11 protein-coding genes are annotated in these 18,461 nt (G+C 40.2%); 7 read left to right on the top strand and 4 right to left on the bottom strand.

Annotated features, from left to right (window positions below; all coding sequences use genetic code 11):
- Window positions 1-65: 65 nt before the first annotated feature.
- From LHV68_10545 to LHV68_10530, 4 genes are all read right to left on the bottom strand, one after another.
- Entirely contained in the window at window positions 66-3,356 is a 3,291-nt protein-coding gene (locus tag LHV68_10545; GenBank protein MCB4792306.1) for an efflux RND transporter permease subunit, read from the bottom strand.
- Window positions 3,357-3,526: 170 nt separating this feature from the next.
- Window positions 3,527-6,589 carry an efflux RND transporter permease subunit gene (locus LHV68_10540; GenBank protein ID MCB4792305.1) on the bottom strand — a complete coding sequence of 1,021 codons (3,063 nt, stop codon included), beginning with the start codon at window positions 6,587-6,589 and terminating at the stop codon, window positions 3,527-3,529.
- Window positions 6,590-6,727: 138 nt separating this feature from the next.
- Window positions 6,728-8,080 (bottom strand): efflux RND transporter periplasmic adaptor subunit, encoded by a 1,353-nt coding sequence (locus tag LHV68_10535; protein MCB4792304.1) that lies wholly within the window; start codon window positions 8,078-8,080, stop codon window positions 6,728-6,730.
- 4 nt (window positions 8,081-8,084) lie between these two features.
- Entirely contained in the window at window positions 8,085-9,503 is a 1,419-nt protein-coding gene (locus LHV68_10530) for a TolC family protein (GenBank protein ID MCB4792303.1), read from the bottom strand.
- 196 nt (window positions 9,504-9,699) lie between these two features.
- Here LHV68_10530 and LHV68_10525 point away from each other — a divergent pair, with 196 nt between their 5' ends.
- The 7 genes from LHV68_10525 to LHV68_10495 all read left to right on the top strand — a co-directional run bounded on the left by LHV68_10525 (window position 9,700) and on the right by LHV68_10495 (window position 18,348).
- A complete protein-coding gene (locus LHV68_10525; protein ID MCB4792302.1) occupies window positions 9,700-11,085 on the top strand; it encodes a 2-isopropylmalate synthase in 1,386 nt (461 codons plus the stop codon).
- A gap of 148 nt (window positions 11,086-11,233) precedes the next feature.
- The gene (locus tag LHV68_10520) at window positions 11,234-12,958 is read left to right on the top strand and encodes a sensor histidine kinase (GenBank protein ID MCB4792301.1); all 1,725 of its coding nucleotides are present in this window, start codon (window positions 11,234-11,236) and stop codon (window positions 12,956-12,958) included.
- A gap of 109 nt (window positions 12,959-13,067) precedes the next feature.
- Window positions 13,068-13,442, top strand: a complete 375-nt coding sequence (locus tag LHV68_10515; GenBank protein MCB4792300.1) for a response regulator — start codon at window positions 13,068-13,070, stop codon at window positions 13,440-13,442.
- A gap of 266 nt (window positions 13,443-13,708) precedes the next feature.
- A complete protein-coding gene (locus LHV68_10510) occupies window positions 13,709-14,374 on the top strand; it encodes a CPBP family intramembrane metalloprotease (protein ID MCB4792299.1) in 666 nt (221 codons plus the stop codon).
- A 332-nt stretch (window positions 14,375-14,706) separates the two neighbouring features.
- Window positions 14,707-15,057, top strand: coding sequence for an RNA-binding protein (locus LHV68_10505; GenBank protein MCB4792298.1), 351 nt, complete (start codon window positions 14,707-14,709; stop codon window positions 15,055-15,057).
- A 208-nt stretch (window positions 15,058-15,265) separates the two neighbouring features.
- The gene (locus LHV68_10500; GenBank protein MCB4792297.1) at window positions 15,266-17,275 is read left to right on the top strand and encodes a VacB/RNase II family 3'-5' exoribonuclease; all 2,010 of its coding nucleotides are present in this window, start codon (window positions 15,266-15,268) and stop codon (window positions 17,273-17,275) included.
- 71 nt (window positions 17,276-17,346) lie between these two features.
- Entirely contained in the window at window positions 17,347-18,348 is a 1,002-nt protein-coding gene (locus LHV68_10495; protein ID MCB4792296.1) for a transposase, read from the top strand.
- Window positions 18,349-18,461 lie beyond the last annotated feature (113 nt).

The following is an 18,461-nucleotide window of genomic DNA, read 5'->3' as shown; positions in this document are numbered from 1 at the left end:
GGAGCCTCCCGCTCCTGCCGGAGGGGCTCCACTAATAGGTTTCTTTTTAATTTGTAGAATAAAAATTAAAGAGATAAATGGTCTTCGTCTGGTTCCTGTTTTTTCTCTTCTGAGGTTTTTGGCGGTTCTATTTTCTGAGGCAGCTCGTCTGGTGGCTTAGCTAGGGGCGGTTCAACCGGAGGTAATTCAACCGCCGGTTGTTCAGCCGGAGGCAGTTCAACTGCGGGTTTGGCTGACGTTAAAAAATATATCAACGGGACAAAGAAAAGAGACATTCCGAGGGCGAATGAAAGGCCGCCTATGACAGTTATTGCCATGGATTGGTTTGAGCCGGAGCCCTCCTGTCCAAGCCCTAAAGCGAGGGGGATCAATCCTACGATACTTGTAAGAGTTGTCATTAAGACCGGCCTTAAACGGGAACTGGTGGCTTCTACTATGATGTCTTCTAAACCCAGGTTGTCTGTATTATTTTCCTGCATGTAATTATACCTGTCTACAAGGAATATAGAAATACTTACAGCCTGGCCTAAGAGCATTATCATTCCGAGCATCGAAATGGAGTTAATAGACTGGCCTGTGAAATAAAGCGTGTAAACAGCGCCTAAAACCCCCAGAGGCACTGCAAACATGACTATTAGAGGCTGCCTCAGGGATTCAAACTCGGATGCAAGGATCATAAAAATTATTATTACGCCAAGAATCATGGCAAATCCCGAAGACGCCATAGATTCTTGTATCGCAAGCATTTCACCTGCGATATTAGTTACGATATCTTCTTTTTTAGGAAGTTCCTCAAGAACTTTTTGAAGGATACTTACGGCCTTATTAAAACTCCCCTTGACATTCGATGTAACAAAGTATGTCCTGTCGCCTTCCGATCTTTTTATTTCGGGGAGTGAATCTACAAAAACGGATTGGCTGATCTGTTTTAACTGGATCGTCATACCCGACGGTGAATAGGCCGTCATTTCATTCACCTTTTCCAGGGAATCCCTGTCACCAGGCCGCATCCTCACTCTTATGTCATACTCGTCGTCTTTTGTCTTTAGTTTTGTGGCAACATGGCCTTTTATTGCGGCAAGGCTCATGGCAGATATGTCTTGTGTTGAAAGCCCGAACAAGGAAGCCCTTTCCCTGTCTATTACGACTTTAAGCTGAGGCACAAAGCCGGACGGATTTATTTTTATTCCGTAGAAATTGTTTATCTTCTCCATGCGTTCTTTGATCTCTTCAGACCTTTCTTTCAAGCTGTTCAGGTTTTTCCCTTTTACTTCTACGACAAGGCCTGAACCCGACCCGATAGATGACCCGAATAAGCCCTGCTCGGTAATAAACTCGGTCGTAATGTTTTTAATATTCCAGGTCTTAATTTCATCGCTTAGTTTTGAAACTACCTCGTTCGTAGACCTGCCTTTCCTGTTCAACCGTGCTACAATCCTTGCTTGATAGGAACCGAGTGTCTCAACCGATGCACTGCCGACTTCATCGCCTGTAGACCCTACGATTACTGACATGTCTTTTATTTCATGCACAGTTTGAAGGTGTCTTTCGATACGTTTTGAGATATCGTTTGTTATGTTCAAAGGCGTATCCGGGGTCATCGAGAGATTAAGGATGAAACGCCTTTCATCGGCTTTCGGCATGAACTCTTTAGGGATCAAAACGAAAAACAACAAGCCAAAAAATGTATATATTCCTAAAACAAAGAGCATTTTACCCCATCCCCACTTCAATATGCTTCTTAAATTAGGAATAAAATATTTCTGCGAAAAACTTTGCCCGAATTCTATACTGAATTTTGAAAGGTCCATTTTAGCCAAAAATGTCGGGACAAGGAAAAGAGCTACAAAAATAGAGGCTATCATGCCAAACGTGATGGTAAGGGCCATTTGCTTGAAGAGCTGCCCGGCCATGCCGGTTATAAAAATGAAAGGTATAAATATAGCAATACTGGTAAGAGTAGAACTTATCACGGACGGTACAAGAACTACCGTAGCTTCATACACCAGATCTTTCTGGTTTTTACCGGGTTTATTGTGGAAGTCAACTATAATGGCTTCCATTACAACATTGGCGCTGTCTACCACAAACCCGAACCCTATGACTATTCCGCCCAAAGACATAGTATTTATCGTAATATTCTGAAAATACATAAGTATCAAAGTGACAAAAGTTGAGATCGGTATTGCAAGGTTTATGATAACCGAGGCTGAGGCGCTTCTCATGAATATTAAAAGCGTTATAAAAGTAAAGATTCCGCCTTCGATAGCATTTTCGTAAATATCATCGATTGAAGCTTTTATAAATTCCGACTGGTCATAGATCATTTTTATGTCAATATTTTTAGGGGTTCTGAGTTTTACTTCTTCAAGTTTCTTTTTTATTAATTCTGACATTTTAACCAGGTTTGCGCCTGATTGGGGGAAAATACCCAGAGATATATTTTCTTTCATGTCATACCTGGAAAAACCTGTCTGGTCCCTCAAAGCCTCTTTTACCTCTGCTATATCCCTTATAAATATGATTTTATCTCTTCTTTGGTTGGGGTTGGGTTCACCTCTTATTTGTTTTGCATAAGTGTTAGTATTAGGTTGTTCTTGAGCGCTGAAAGCAAGGGACGATATGTCTGAAATGGTCTGGAATTCTCCTACCGTTTTTACAAGATATTCATAAGTTTGTTCTTTAATAGTACCGGCAGGATATGTCACGTTGGCATTTTTAAGCGAGCTGATTACATCCATAATGGATATCTGGTTCGCTAAAAGCCGGCCTTTGTCTATTTCAACAAGTATTTCTTTCTTTTCTCCGCCTCTGACCTCGACTTTAGCAACTCCGTCAATCCGTTCCATTTCGTCTTTTATATTTTTTTTGCAAAAAGATCTTAATTCAGCCATTTTCCACAGGCTAGTTTCTTCGTTTTTATAGCTGGCCGAAAGTATCATGGCTTCAACCTGCATAGGATTGTATTTTAAGACTATCGGGTCGCGGGATTCCTTGGGTAAAGCTTCTTTTATCAAGTCTATCTTCTCTCTTACTTCCATAGCGGAAAAGTTCATGTTTGTTCCCCAGCGGAATTCGCACGTTACTATCGATACTCCTTCTTTTGAAACAGAACTTACCTTTTTAATGTTTTTAACCGTTCCCATGGATTCTTCGACCAGCTTGCTAATAAGTTTTTCAGCCTCTTCCGGCCCTGCACCTTCATATTTAGTAACTATGGTGATTTGGGGAAATTCCATCGAAGGAAATAATTCCTGAGGTATGCGCGACCAGGAAATAACTCCAAACAAACTAATAGCTAAAAAAAGCATTATAGTTGTTACAGGCCTGTCTACAGGAAGTCTTAATAAATTCATAGTTTAATCACCATTGTTGAAATCAAAACCCTAAACACTAAATCCGAAACTCTAAATATAAATTCAAATTCCAAAACATAAAATACTAAATAAAATCCAATTGTTTATTAATTATTTAAGTTTTCAGTTTGTTTAGAGTTTAGTATTTAGAATCTAAAGAACAAAAACCATTATGTTGGTTTATCACTTAATAATCTTCTACTTTTGGTAGTTATATAATTAAAAATGTTATCTTTATAGGTGTCTAAATAAATAAAGAAGTTGTTACTTATGTTTTCCATGATAAGATAGCCTACGGGCACTATCAAAAGAGTAAGCAGCGTCCCCGTCATTGTTCCGAAAAGTATCGTCATTCCAAGAGATCTCCACATCGATGCTGCTTCATCCCTGCTAAGGACCATCGGAAGAAGCCCCAGCGTCCTCATAAGAAGAGTAATAAGCTCCGGCCTTAACCTCTCACTGCAGGATTCGAAAATCACGCGTAAAAGATTGGTCCTTCCCACTCGTCTTGTATTTATTTTTTCCACAAGTATGATAGAGCCGTAAACCACGGAACCGAACAATATCATAAGGCCAATCCATACGCCCAGGCTTAAAGGTTTCTTAAAAGCCCATAAGGATAAAGCTACTCCTATTATGCTTAAAGGCAATGCGAACATTATAAGGAGCGGCTGAAGAAATGATTCAAACAAAGAAGCAAGTACCAGGTATATCAATATAACCGTCAAGGAAATGGCCATTATAAATTGTTGTTTGTTCCGGGTGACTTTTTCATAATCTCCTGAGAGGCTGAAGGAATAATCTTTGGGGAAAGCCAGCCCTGACAATACCTTTGTTATCCTTTCCGCTGCTTTGCCAAGGCCGAGGTTCGAACGGTTGGCGCTTATCTGTACAAAACGTTTTTTGTTCTTGTGCCATATTTCCTGGGTAGATTTTACCTGCTTTATTTCGCAGAGCTGGCCCAAGGTTACGATATCGCCTCTCTGGGATATCAGGAAAAGAAAAGGCAATTCTTTTGAAGATTTCACACTCCCCGGAACCAGCCTGCAGATAGTCTCTATCTGTTTTCCTTCGCTCCTGTACTGCGTAGCTATAAGGCCTCTAAGCGAGCAATGAAGGTAATTTCCGAGATAATAAGTATTCATGCCGAAAAGCGCAAGCTTGTCTTTGTCAACCAGTAAATTCAATTCAGGTTCATCTTCTCTCATCCTTATTTTTACGTCCGTCAACCCGGGTATCTGGGAAAGCCTGCCTGAAGCTGCAAAGACAATTTGTTTTATGACATCATAATCGGTACCGAAAAAATCTATGAACATTTCACTCGCACCCGTCTGCTGTGACTCCTGGTAATAAACAAAGGCAGGGGAAAATTCGTTGAACCTTTTCCTGAAAAGTGCCTTGAATTGGTCGGCCTGGGATTTAACTCTCACTTCGATGAATGTATGAAGTTTCTCAACTTTTGATGAAACCCTGTCTACAATAGGGTAGGACAAAAGGGCTTGTTCCATTTTTTTTACAATTTCATTGGACCGTTCTATCCTTGTGGCTGGGGGGAACTGTATCCCTACTCGGAATGTATTTATATCGCCCTGTTCTATAAACTCTGAATCCCTGTGTGCCATTATCCAGGCTGAAAACAACATCAATACAAAAACGCTAGCCCAGATCTGTCTTTTATAACGGAACGAAGTTTCAAGCATATGCCTGTAATAATTTCGCACTTTTTTATACCAGTTTTGAAAATCAGGGTTAAAGTTGTTCTGCCAATTATAACATTCGGGAGGCACAAAGGTCAGCGTACAAATTACTGATGCTATTAATGAGAAAGTTATGGTCAAGGCAAAAGGGACGTAAAGCTGCCTTATTTCGGGTTCTAAGAATACCAGTGGAAGAAATACTATTATGGTAGTAAGAGTTGACGCTGTTATGGGAAGCGCCAGTTCATTCGTTCCTTCTACTATCATGGTCACTTTATCTTTAAAAGTTTTGCGTTCATGATGAAACGATATATTCTCAAGTATTACAATGGCATTATCCATAACATTGCCTATCCCCATGGCAAGGCCGCTTAAGGTCATAACATTGAATGTCAGGTTTGAAAAGTATATCAAGACGACGGAAAGCAGCAGGCTTAAAGGCAGGGTAGTTATAACTATTAAAATGCTTCTCATATTCCTCATAAAAAGAAATAAAATACCGACTAATAATATCGCCCCGACAGTTAAAGCCTCTTTTAATGCATAAATAGACTTATTAATGAATTCCGCGTCGTTTTTTACTACAGTTATAACAATATCACTGCCTACGGTTGGTCTTAACCTCTCGATGTTTTTAAGTATTTCATCGGCAACTTTAATAGTGTTTGCAGTTGATTCCTTTTGGATGTATAAAGAGACCACGGGCTTAATATTCAAACGGGCAAACGAAGTGGCTTCATAAAATGAGTCCCGGACTGTTGCAACGTCTCTCAAGCGTATGACAGACCCGGACGGGGTTGTAGCGATTCCGGTATTTGCTATTTCTAAGATGTTGTTATATTCTCCGGTAGCCCTGACGACGAATTTCTTATTTTGTTCCGGTATTTCTCCGGCTGAAATCGATATGTTGCTTAAGTTTATTTTTTCTACTACGGACATAATCGGCAATCTATAGGCGATAAGCTTTGAATTATCGGCTTCAATAAAAAATTTTCTTTCACGGCCGCCCCCGATCTCAACGTTGGCAACACCTGATACGCGCATAAACTTATCTTTTATCTTGTCTTCGGCTATTACACGCAATTGCTCCGGTGAGCATTCGTTTGAACTCAAGGATACTATCATGATAGGGGCATCTGATTGCTGGTATTTTGCAATAATGGGTTTTTCGACTTCTTTAGGCAAGATATGCCTTACCATGGCAAGTTTTTCTCTTATATCGATTACAATGAAATTCGTGTCTACCCAGTTATGGAATTTCAGGTTAATTACGGATTCAGATTCCCGGGAAGATGACATCAGTTCTTTAAGACCGTTGATTTCGGAAAATACTTCTTCAAGCGGCCTGGTTACATATTTCTCTACTTCACTTGCGGCTATTCCGCCTCTTAAGCGCGTGATCACACTTACTTCGCCGGAGGCATAATTTGGATAGAGTTCTACAGGAATTCTTTGCAGGCTTACAACGGCAAAAAGAATTATTGCAATAACCAGCATTAACGTGGAGATTGGTTTTTGTATACCGAATCTAGTCATAATAAAATAAGCCTAAATCCTGTTTTTAATAGGCTTAGGCCTGATATTTGAAGTAATGGAGATTTTGAATTTGCAATTTGCACTTTGAAATTTACATTTTGCAATTAAGCCAGGCTGTCTTTGGTTTTTAGGATTCTACTACTCTTGTGCAGCAGGTTGATTTTCTTCGGCTTTGTCTTCAATTATTGAATATTTTACACGTATACCATCGGAAAGCTGTCCTTGAGTTTCAACTACTATCAGTTCCTCCGGCACTAAACCGTCTTCTATTATTGCTTTATTTTCAACTTTATCACCGACTTTAACGTTTCGCAATTCTATAGTACCTTCACCTTTTGTGAGTTCATCAGGTTTTAACAAAGGCAGGAGATACGTAGATGCTCCAAGGGTTATTATGCTTTCCTGGGGCACAATAAATACATTTTCCAGCTCTTTTAAATAAATTACTCCTCTTCCAAACATTCCGGACCTCAGTTCTCCGTCGGGATTTGGGACATCTATTTTAACTGTTGTACTGCGAGTCCTTTCCTTGACAGTTGGAGCGATTTCCGCAACCTTGCCTATAAAATCCTTGTTCTGATAAGCATCACAGTTAATCTTCACCTTTTGGCCGACCTTTAGGTTGTTTACGTCTTTTTCCGGGACATCTACTTCGAAATTTGTCTCAACACCGCTTATGAATTTGGCTACTACGTCATGCTGGGTTATGTACTCGCCCGGCCGTATGATTATCTGCGCTAAAAGGCCGTTATCAGGAGCAAGCAAACTTGTTTTGGACAAATTTGACTGAGCCAGTTCAAGTTCAGAAAGAGCGGCCTTCATTTTTGCGTCCGCAGACATCGTTTCATACCTTGCTTCCTGTATTTTGCTTTCAGATAAAGCGTTCATGGCGTACAATTCTTCGTAGACTTTTAATCTCTGGGAAGCTGAAAAATAAGCGGATCTTTCTGACTGGTGCCTGCTCTTTGCATAATCCACTTTTGTCATGGCATCTTTCGGGTCAAGGGAACACAATACCTGGCCTTTTTTTACCTTATCGCCTTCATTAAAATTATAAGATGACAGAATGCCGTCCATTTCAAACCTCAATTCGTTTTCAATAGCTCCTTTTATGGTACCCATTACGGTATACTTATCGCTGAAATTTTCTTTTTTAGCAGGTTTTACCCTGACGCTGAAAAGTTTGCTTTCTTCCGCTGCTGCCGCTTTTTTACTAAAAAATATTTTTTTTACGGCAAAACCAAATATGGCAAAAAGTAAAACAAATATTGAAATGAAAATAATCTTGCCTTTTTTTGAAGTCGGTTTTATTTTTTGTAACAGAGGCTCAAGCTTTTTTAAGAACGGGAGTAGCTTTGTAAGGCGCGGCCACAGCTTATCTTTCACAATATGAAAGATAAAAAGTATGATTTTTCCTATTGTTGATATAATAAAATCAGAAATCTTTTTTATTTTAAGAAAACCCAATAGTTTTTTTATTTTTAGTTTCATTTAATTACCTTAACGGCATCAGGGTAAGCCTTTCCAGATTGCTGACATTCGAATAATTAGTATACATCATTTTTGAATATTGGAATACGGTTTCAGCATAAGATACTGTTTCCTGCATCAGTTGCAGAGTCGTAACCTCATAGAGCTGGTTCCTTTTACGCAACAACTCGAGCTTTCTTTCTTTTATTTCAATTTCATCCTTAAGGACTTTTGCGCTAAAAAGAGAATCCCTGTATTCGCTGTAGGATTTGTCGACTTCCATGATCGTTTTCTTATTTGACTCATCGTAAGACGCTAAAGCCTGATTGAACCCCACTTTGCTTTCCTTAGAATCAACAAAATAGTTCAAATCATCAAAAAAAGAAAACTTAATATCAAGGCTGTTCGTATCAAACCTTGCATTAGGGTTGGTAGCCTCATTAGGGTTTGTTTTTGTCGTATTTTGATCTATTTCAAGCGAATTACCCCACAGGCCCCAGCTCAGTTTTCCCAACAAGCTCCAGGACACAGCCAAGGGTATTGGCTGCGAAACATCCGCTTCTCCGCTTCTTCCATAAAAACCTTCCAGATATATTTTGGGGATGATCTTTGAGTCAATGATCCTTCTTTTGTATTTCGCCATTTCTATCTGCAGTTTGGTCATTTTTAATTCTACGTTGTTTTGAACAGCAAAATTAATGCATTCATCCAGTACGTACGATATTTCCGGTACATCTTCTGGAAGGCCTTCCGGTATTACTCCCGGGATATCGTCTAATGACTCAATGTTTGCAAAATATGCAAGCCGCCTTTTTGTAAGTGCCATGGTGGACTCTGCTTCCTTGAACATGTTTTCAACTTTATCCCTGAAGTTTTTGGCTTCATCTAAATCCAGTTTTGATATAGCTTTTGCATGGTATTCCAGTTCTACCCGCTCTGATAATTTATTGATTTCTCCAAGTGTTTTTTTTAGCTTAATATACCGCATCTTTGCAGTTAAAAACTCAAAATAAGTGGCTTTAATCTTATAAAATAATTCTTCTCTTATTTTAGTATAATTATATTTTGCAGAGGCAAGCATTGAATTGTCGTACTTGTAAGTATTGCTCAACCTCCCACCCTCAAAGATAGGTTGCTGGGCCCTAAAACCTAAACTTTCGGATTGATACTCCTGAGAAAGAAGGCCTATAGACGGGTCTGCACCTGAATAGGTCTTTCCTTTTTCGTATTTTCTCTCCAGGGATAATACAGGCAAAAATGCCCTGGTAGACCTGATCAATCTTGTCATGGAAAGTTTGACCTGTTCTTCAGCAACTTCCAGGTTTTTATCTCTGGCTTGAGCAAACCTTAAACACATATCTAAAAATTGATCGGAGGCTTTAGAGATACTAGAGGTAACAATTAAAGAAAAGAAAACAATTAGATATTTTACTTGTTTTATCATGGTATATTTAAGTTACAATTTTACTAAAAAGCTGCGATTTTGTCAATTCCAACAATTTAGTCCAACAAAATGCTATTTTTATATATACATATAAAATAATTAATAAATCAATTTGATTTTTATGCATTAAATTAGTACAATTTTAAAAAAGTATATAATAAAAATAATTTAAAAGGGCGCAACGGTTGGAGGAAAAATGCTTCGTTTCAATAAAGATAGGAAAATACTAGAACCTGAAGAATACCATTATGAATTGCAAGATGTAACCGAACCTAACTTATACAGGGATGTGTTCCCTTACGATGATATCCCTAAAATCCCGTTTAATAACAGGGTAGTACCTATGAATCCTCCGGAAGAAATATGGATTACAGACACGACTTTCAGAGACGGTCAGCAGGCGCTTCCTCCTTTTACCGTAGAACAAATGGTTGCTATCTATGATATGTTACACAAGCTCGGTGGGCCAAACGGGGTCATAAGGCAAACGGAATTCTTTCTATATTCTGAAAAAGATAAGAATGCTTTAGCCAAATGCAGGGAAAAGGGGTACAAATACCCTGAAATAACATCCTGGATAAGAGCAACTAAAAATGATTTTCATCTTGTAAAAGAAATGGGACTTAAAGAAACAGGTATTCTTACCTCCTGCTCTGATTATCATATCTTTCTGAAGCTTAAAAAAACCCGCAGGCAGGCATTGGATATGTATCTGGATATTGTCCGCGCTGCTTTGGCAGAAGGCATAATACCAAGGTGCCATTTTGAGGATATAACAAGAGCTGATTTTTACGGATTTGTTGTGCCTTTTGCAAGCGAGCTGATGAAGCTTGCAAAGGAAGCAAAAATGCCGGTTAAGATCAGGGCGTGCGATACTCTTGGTTTTGGGGTAGCTTATGCAGGAGCATCCTTACCCCGCAATGTGAACGGGATCATGTACGGGCTGACCCATCTGGCCGGAGTTCCGTCAGAGTGGATAGAATGGCACGGGCATAATGATTTTTACAGGGGTTTAACAAATGCTACTTTTGCATGGCTGTACGGGTGTAGTGCAGTAAACGGAACTTTACTAGGCATAGGTGAGCGGACAGGGAATACGCCTTTAGAAGCTCTTGCAATAGAATATGTATCTTTACGGGGAACCTGGAATGGAATGGACCTGTCGGTCATTACAGATATAGCCAAGTATTTTAAGAATAAGATAGGCTATAATATACCGCTGCAGCAGCCCTTTGTTGGAGCTCACTTTAACCTGACGAGGGCAGGCATACACGTGGACGGCCTTCTTAAAGATGAAGAAATTTACAATGTTTTTAATACAGGGAAAATCCTTAACAGGCCTCCGGAGGTCAGCTTGACCGACAAATCAGGCCTTGCGGGCATTGCTTACTGGATAAATAATGAGCTTGAACTTTCCGGTGATAAAAAAATAGATAAATCACTGCCTGCAATAGCTAAAATGAAAGAATGGATAGACAGCGAATTCGAAAAAGGAAGAGTAAACGTTATTTCAGACGATGAAATGTGGGAACTTGTGAAAAAATATCTGCCGGAACACAGCCCGAAGAAGAACAGTAAATGACAAACAAAATGAATCCCAAATAAACAACAAAATGACTAACCGAATAAATCCAAATAAAAGAAAAATATATATGACAAATAAGTATATAACAAAATAAGTATTTATTATTCGGTTTGGATTTGTCTTGTTCTGTTGGGATTTAAGAAATATGTCCTTAAGATATAAAATAATTTTTTTATTTATACTTGCCATAGTCCTGCCTGCTCTTCTTTTAAGCATCATACTGACCTCTATAAGTAAAAAGGCCTTGAAGAACTCCATATTTTATCAACAGGAGGAGACTCTTAACAGGCTTTCAGACCGTTTAACTTCTCAGATAAACCATAACCAGCAGCTCCTTTTCGTTCACAAAAATATCGGGCGTATGCCGAAGGCCGAGCAGCTCTTGACGGCAAAAGAGATTTTTGCTCAAAGCGAGGATTTTACTGAAATAGCCCTGCTTGATAAGAATGCAAGGGAACAATGGAAGCTTACCCGTTCAGGCCCGGTAAAAAACCTGGCAAAGCGTACTACTAAACCTGAATTTCTTGAGGCATACAAGGGTTTTGAATATATCAGCCCGGTCTATATTTCAGGCCAAAGAAGCCCCTACCTTATACTTTCGATCCCTTTATCGCCTGCCTCTTCCGTTCTTACGGCAAAACTTGACCTTGAAAAAATGTGGCAGTGGATAAAAGAAATAAAAGTTGGCCAGACCGGCCAGGCTTTTGTGGTTGACCTTAAAGGGAACCTTATAGCCCATAGGGATCCGGAACGCGTTTGGATGCACAGCGATTTCAGTAATTTGCCGATTGTTAAGGATTTCATAAGTTATAAACAGATCAACAGCGAAAACTGGCCTGAATATAAGGATGAGAAAGGCGAAACGGTTGTTTCTTTATACAGGCCGCTGGCAAAGTTCGGCTGGGCTGTTATAATACAGATACCCGCTAGAGAAGTATACCTGCCCGTCAAGAGAATGTATCAGAGTATTTTATTCTGGACTTTTGTCTGGACCAGTATATTCTTAGTGGTTGGGTACAGATTTGTTAAACGTATCATAGACCCGCTTGAACTTCTTAAATCAGAGGCGGGTAAGATCAGCCAGGGTAAACTTGATATTAAACTTGACATTAAAACAGGCGATGAAATACAAGAGCTTGCAGGCAGCTTTGAAAAAATGGCACTTTCCCTAAAAGAGTTGGAGGAATTACGGCAGGACCTTATCAGCATGATAATACATGACCTAAAAAGCCCGCTTAGCGGTATAATGGGAGGTCTTGATTACTTAGGGTCCGGGCTTTTGGGCGAACTTACCCCCGAACAGAAAAGAATAGTTGAGATATCGAATAAATCCGGGCAAAACCTCCTTATCATGATCCAAAATTTATTGGACATAGCAAAGATGGAAGAGGGAAAACTTGAATTGAGAAAAGAAAAATTCGATATAGCAAAGATACTTCTTGAGCGCTTTAACCAATTCGAACCATTGGTGAAAAGCGAGAACAAAACTATATCTGCGGACATCGGAAAAGATATCCCTGTCATTGAAATTGACGGAGCTCTGATAGAGAGGGTCTTAAATAACCTTATTTCAAACGCACTGCACCACACATTAAAGGAAGGTAAAATAGTTTTGGGCTTAAAGAATCTGGATAAATTTGTGGAAATAAGCGTAACTGATAACGGTTCCGGCATTCCGGAAGAATATAAGGATAAAATATTTGAAAAATTTGTTCAGATTGAAAGAAAAAGGGTGCACCTGCGTACGGGTGCGGGCCTGGGGCTGACATTCTGTAAAATGGCGGTAGAGGCGCATAACGGCAAGATAAGAGTTGAAAGCGAGCCCGGCAAAGGGAGCTCATTCATATTGTCTTTGCCCAGCCCCACATAAAGCTCCGCCTAAGGCGGGGCTTTATGTTGATGATGGAGGGATGTCACTTATTTAAGGGAGCCTCTGGCTCCTGCCGGAAGGATTCCACAGTAAATAGTCCGGGGGTGTTATGAAGAAAGTTTTAGTAGTAGATGATGAAAGAGATGTTTGTGCGCTTTTGCAGCATATTCTAAAAGGACAGGGATACAAGACAGAAATAGCTCATAACGGTACAGAGTGCCTTGATAAAATAAAATATTTTAAGCCTGACCTTGTAATGCTTGATATAAACATGCCTCATATGGACGGGTGGCAGGTTCTGGAATGTTTAAGAAGCTCTGCTAAGACAAAAGAATTGCCTGTGATAATGTGTACCGAAAGAAATATGATCGGGGATATCGATAGGGCCGATAAATTTGGCATAAACGGGTATATAACCAAGCCTTTTATAGTAGAAAGAGTTTTAAGAAAAGTCGAAGATAATTTTTGTAAAATAAAAGCTTAGAGTTTTAAATGTATGAGACAAGATGCGCTCATTGCGGAAGGACTAATATAAAGGAAAGATTGTTCTGCATTGTTTGCGGGAAGGAGATCCGTAAGATATCCCAATATGAAGATGATTACACACCGCATATGCGGCGTGTTAACTCAGTCAATAGGATACTTATAATTTTGATTCTTGTGGCTTCGATGATAATTATGCTAAAAACTCATATACTTGACAGGTTGTTTAGCAGATAGGGAAACGGATTGCACATAGTGTCACATTACATGAATAACAAAAAAAATACTCTCATTATTCTGTTTATTATTGGCATATTGCCTTTAGAAATAAATGGATTTTATAATTGGTATATTTCTCGATTCCCTGCCTTTTACTGGTTGGTTGAAGTTTTGACCTGGATCCTTCTTCCGTTATCTATACTTACATTCGGTGTAAAAAACAAGGTGTTCGGTTTTAAAGATCTGGGATTTCACTCTGAAGTTTTTGATAAAAAAAATAGTTATCTTTTTTTTGTCAGTATTTTAGTTGTGACGTTTTTAGGCATTGTCATAGATGTCTCATCCTACTATTCTATCAAGAAGATACTTAACAATTATGGTATGCTTCAATTTGATTATAAAGGCGTTATGCCCAAAACAGGAATATTAAGCATAATAGTATTACTGCATTTTTGCCTATCAGCAGGATTTGTTGAAGAAATATATTTCCGCGGTATGTTCAGGCTGCTGTTCAATAACAGCTCTAAAAATAAATTATTATATGTATTAACATCTTCAATAATATTTTCTGCCGCGCATTGGGAAGGCGGAATATGGAACCTGTTCGAAGGGCTGATGGTAGGAGTATTCTTCGCAATGGCATATCTGAGACTAAAAAATCTATGGCCGCTTATTATAGGCCATATTGCCTGTGATTATTATTGGTTTTCTTAAAATATTGTTTGGATCGATATTTATTGAGGCAACTCGTGGCCTTGATATATTGTTGATAATAAGATACAATAAATTAAGTAAATCTTGATTTCAAAGGGATAGTTAAGCTTTCTTTTTAGCCTAACCACAAAATCACCGCACATCTAAAAATCCACAAACCAAGAGAAATAAAAAGCAACAATTTTTAGGGTTCCGAACAACATTAAACCGTTAAAAAGATTTAATCCGCACTTGAAGAGATCACTGAGTTTAACAAGGAGGCCGCATCGATAAAGCGCAGGTTTATGACGCAATGCAAGGGCGTAAAAAAAATTAGCAAGGAGGAGCGTATTATGAACATTTATGTAGCCAATATTTCTTCAGATGTTTCAGAAGATGAGCTGCATCAGATCTTTACGGAGTTCGGGCAGGTTAAATCAGCAGCTTTGATCAGGGACAGAGATACCGGACAATTACGCGGTTTTGGCTTTGTGGAAATGCCTTCACAGGATGAAGCAAAAGCTGCTATTGCTGCTTTAAACGGCAAAGATATAAAAGGTAAAGCGCTTGTAGTTAACGAAGCGCGCCCCAAACCGGAAAGAAAAAGCGGCGGCGGCGGCGGGTACGGCAACAGAGGCCATAGCGGCGGCGGATGGAGTAAAAACAGAAAAAGCGGCGGCGGTGGTGGATATGGAAAATGGTAGTACTAGGCCGTACTAACAATTAAGGCCGTATTTTTTAGTCAATAGCCCTTAATGCAAATCAACAAAAACCATCTGTTTAAGCAGGTGGTTTTTGTTTGTCATTTAATCCTGTAATCTGTGTAATCTAAGGTTTTATCTGTGTAATCGAAGTTAGCAGCGAAGCTGTCTGACTTGACAAATATCCTATATATTGAGAAAATTTATTAGTATGAAACAACATTGGAAAAGGCGTAATAGGCATCAAGGTGACCATAGGCACCACGGGGCTGGGAAAAAGGAAGAAACCCGGGAAGGCGTTATACAGCATCACGGTAGGTTTGCGTTCCTGCTTACTGAAACAGAAGGCGGGCAGGACGTGTTTTTGTGCGGCCGCGGGCTTGGCCTGGCAATGGACGGTGACCGCGTTTTGGCGCGTGTGCGCCGCGAGTATGACGGCCGGTTGTCCGGTGAGATAATAAAAGTGCTGAAGCGTGCACATACTTCTATTGTTGGTATTCTTAAAAAATTTCCACACGGCTGGGGGGTATTCCCGGAGAAAGGAAATGCTTCGCCGGCACAGGTTCTGTCTTTTGCACATAGAATAACGCCTATAGCAGGGGCCTTTGCTGTTCTTGAAGTTACCCGATGGCCTACGGACAGGGAAGGTGCTGCCGGAACAGTAACCGAGGTGCTTGGCGAACCGGACGATTTACGGGCTCGTATTACATCGTTATTACGGGAGAGCGGTATCAGTGAATATTTCCCGAAAGAAGTTCTCGCACAAAGTGGCGCATTGCCTGATAGATTAGAACCACCTGCCTGGCATGGAAGAGAAGAGCTATTCCATCTTCCGATAGTGACAATTGACGGAGCTGACGCGAAGGATTTTGATGACGCGATCTCTATTGAACCACTTAGCGACGGGATGGTATGTCTTGGTGTGCATATAGCAGATGTGGCACATTATGTTAAGACAGGCTCAGCTGTTGATAAAGAGGCGTACCTTCGAGGGACAAGCGTTTACCTGCCCGACCGTGTAGTGCCTATGCTCCCGCTGTCTCTTTCAAATAATCTTTGCAGCCTTGTGCCTAACCGGGAGCGTCTTACTGTGTCAATGTTCATGGATATAGATCCTGAAGGAAAAGTTACGAAACGCAGATTGGCAAATACTGTAATTCGTTCCTGCCGTAGGTTCACTTATGATGAAGTTCAGGTGCTTCTTGACGGTGGAAAACTCTATGATGTACCCGCTGCCGCTGCACAGGCGGTGTTACGCATGGGATGTCTTGCCGATGTGTTATACGATACAAGAATCAAACGCGGCGCTTTAGATTTCAATATACCGGAGTATAAGGTTGAGATGGACGCTAAGGGCAAACCGCTGCGTGTGGCACTCCGTCCAAGGCTAAAGAGCCACCGGCTTATAGAAGAATTCATGCTGCTTGCCAATGAATCGGTCGCGACAGAGCTTATGGCAGCAAAAATACCCTTTTTGCACCGCAGACATGACGACCCGGACCCTGCTAAAATAAAAGCTCTGTCAAAGGCTCTTGGTGATTTGGGGCTTTCAGCAGGACACGTCCTTGGCGGGAATATACATAAAGCATTACAGGATGTTTTGCGTCAGGCCGAAGCTCACCCTTTGACATATATAATTAATTCACTTATGGTGCGCAGTATGCAGCAGGCTGTTTACGCACCGGAATCAAAAGGGCATTTTGGCATCGCAGCCATAGCCTATGCCCATTTTACATCACCCATCCGCAGGTATCCAGATCTTATGGCACACAGGGCTGTTAAAGCGCTTCTTTCAGGTGGAACCCCTTATGTAGGAGCCGAAGGCTCATTTGATAACGTGACATCCCGCCATGGCGGGATCCAGCAAGGCGCGAAAGGGGTTTCTCTTGCCGAGGCGGGCGAGCACTGCTCCGAGCGAGAACGAGCTGCAGCAGATGCTGAGCACAAGGCAGTTGACATTATGAGGGCTGAACTGTTCAAGGGACATATCGGTGAAGTAATGGACGGGACTGTTACGACAATTATAGACACCGGTTCATTTGTCCTCTGCGGAAATACTGGCGCAGAGGGAATGCTTCGTATTACCAATCTTGCGCCAGGTACAAAGGTTAAGGTGATAATAGACGCTGTTGATACGATTGATGGAAAAATAGACCTGTCCCTTGCACAAAAGCCGCAAATGCCGCCGCATTGGCGTATAACACACCGCAAACGAAAGTAGAAATTATCGCAAGTAATTGGGGTCAGGGCTAAACTATTGACAAAATATAAGTCAAATGATAATGTAAAAACATGGCAAGGCCACTAAGAATAGAATATGAAGGAGCAATATACCATATAACAAGCCGTGGAATAGATCGCCGGGAAATATTCAGTGATGATAAAGACAGAGAGCACTTTGTTCAATTACTGAAAGAAGGCGCGGATTTTTATAAAGCGGAAATTATAGCATATTGTCTGATGCCGAATCACTTCCACTTTTTATTGTGCACGCCAAAGTCAAATTTAAGCAGGTTTATGCAGCGGCTTAATACCGCATATACAAGATATTTTAATTTTAAATATAAGCGCGTTGGCCCGCTGATGCAGGGAAGGTATAAGGCAATACTGGTGGGTTCTGATGAATATTTTCTATCGCTTAGCAGGTATATATATTTAAACCCGGTTAAGGTTAAGTCCTCATTGAAAAAGAGCAAAGTTGAACAGGAGCTAATATTAAGAAATTACAAATGGAGCAGTTATTTAAGTGTTTTATATCCTGAAAAGAGGTCAAAATATTTCAGATGTGAGAAAGTACTGGAACATACTGGCGGTGATACAGAAACCGGACGGAAGAAATATGAAGAATATGTGAAGGAAGGTGTGGTAAACGGAGCAGGCAATCCTATGGATAAGCTGCGCAGCCAGTTTTTACTTGGATCTGAGGATTTTATAAAGAGAATAAAGGACAAATATATCAAAGGGAAGGATTTAAAGTCTTATACAACAAATGTAAGAGAAGTGAGGCAGTATACAATCAGGGAAATAATTTTAAAAGTGGCGCGCGAGTATGGCATAAAACCTGAAGAATTAATTGAGCTGCGTTCACGACAGAGAGAGGCAAGAAAAGTGTTGATAGAACTAAGTTATAGGCTCTGCCTGGAACATAAGACATTAAGAGATTTGGGCAGAGAATTTGGGGGAATGACTGGAGCCGGAATATCTAGGGTACACGAGAGGTTTCAGGAAGAAATAAGAAATAATAGAGATTTGGGGAAAAGAGTAGAAAATGTATATAAGGCAATTTGTGAGTAATTGCTTAACCGTCGGTCCGTGTGATTTTGTCAATAGTTTAGCCCTGACCCCAATGCAACTTTCTTAAAGTCAAAGTCGCAACGTCAAAGGCAACAACACCTTGTCAGCATTTG

The sequence above is a fragment of the Candidatus Liberimonas magnetica genome (genome assembly GCA_020523885.1).
Taxonomy (GTDB): Bacteria; Elusimicrobiota; Endomicrobiia; order Endomicrobiales; family JAFGIL01; genus Liberimonas; species Liberimonas magnetica.
This window is presented reverse-complemented; position numbering and strand designations above follow the sequence as displayed.

Coding starts and splice junctions, on each gene's coding strand:
- LHV68_10545 (MCB4792306.1), bottom strand. CDS start 3,356: ATGAATTTATTAAGACTTCCTGTAGACAGGCCTGTAACAACTATAATG.
- LHV68_10540 (MCB4792305.1), bottom strand. CDS start 6,589: ATGACTAGATTCGGTATACAAAAACCAATCTCCACGTTAATGCTGGTT.
- LHV68_10535 (MCB4792304.1), bottom strand. CDS start 8,080: ATGAAACTAAAAATAAAAAAACTATTGGGTTTTCTTAAAATAAAAAAG.
- LHV68_10530 (MCB4792303.1), bottom strand. CDS start 9,503: ATGATAAAACAAGTAAAATATCTAATTGTTTTCTTTTCTTTAATTGTT.
- LHV68_10525 (MCB4792302.1), top strand. CDS start 9,700: ATGCTTCGTTTCAATAAAGATAGGAAAATACTAGAACCTGAAGAATAC.
- LHV68_10520 (MCB4792301.1), top strand. CDS start 11,234: ATGTCCTTAAGATATAAAATAATTTTTTTATTTATACTTGCCATAGTC.
- LHV68_10515 (MCB4792300.1), top strand. CDS start 13,068: ATGAAGAAAGTTTTAGTAGTAGATGATGAAAGAGATGTTTGTGCGCTT.
- LHV68_10510 (MCB4792299.1), top strand. CDS start 13,709: ATGAATAACAAAAAAAATACTCTCATTATTCTGTTTATTATTGGCATA.
- LHV68_10505 (MCB4792298.1), top strand. CDS start 14,707: ATGAACATTTATGTAGCCAATATTTCTTCAGATGTTTCAGAAGATGAG.
- LHV68_10500 (MCB4792297.1), top strand. CDS start 15,266: ATGAAACAACATTGGAAAAGGCGTAATAGGCATCAAGGTGACCATAGG.
- LHV68_10495 (MCB4792296.1), top strand. CDS start 17,347: ATGGCAAGGCCACTAAGAATAGAATATGAAGGAGCAATATACCATATA.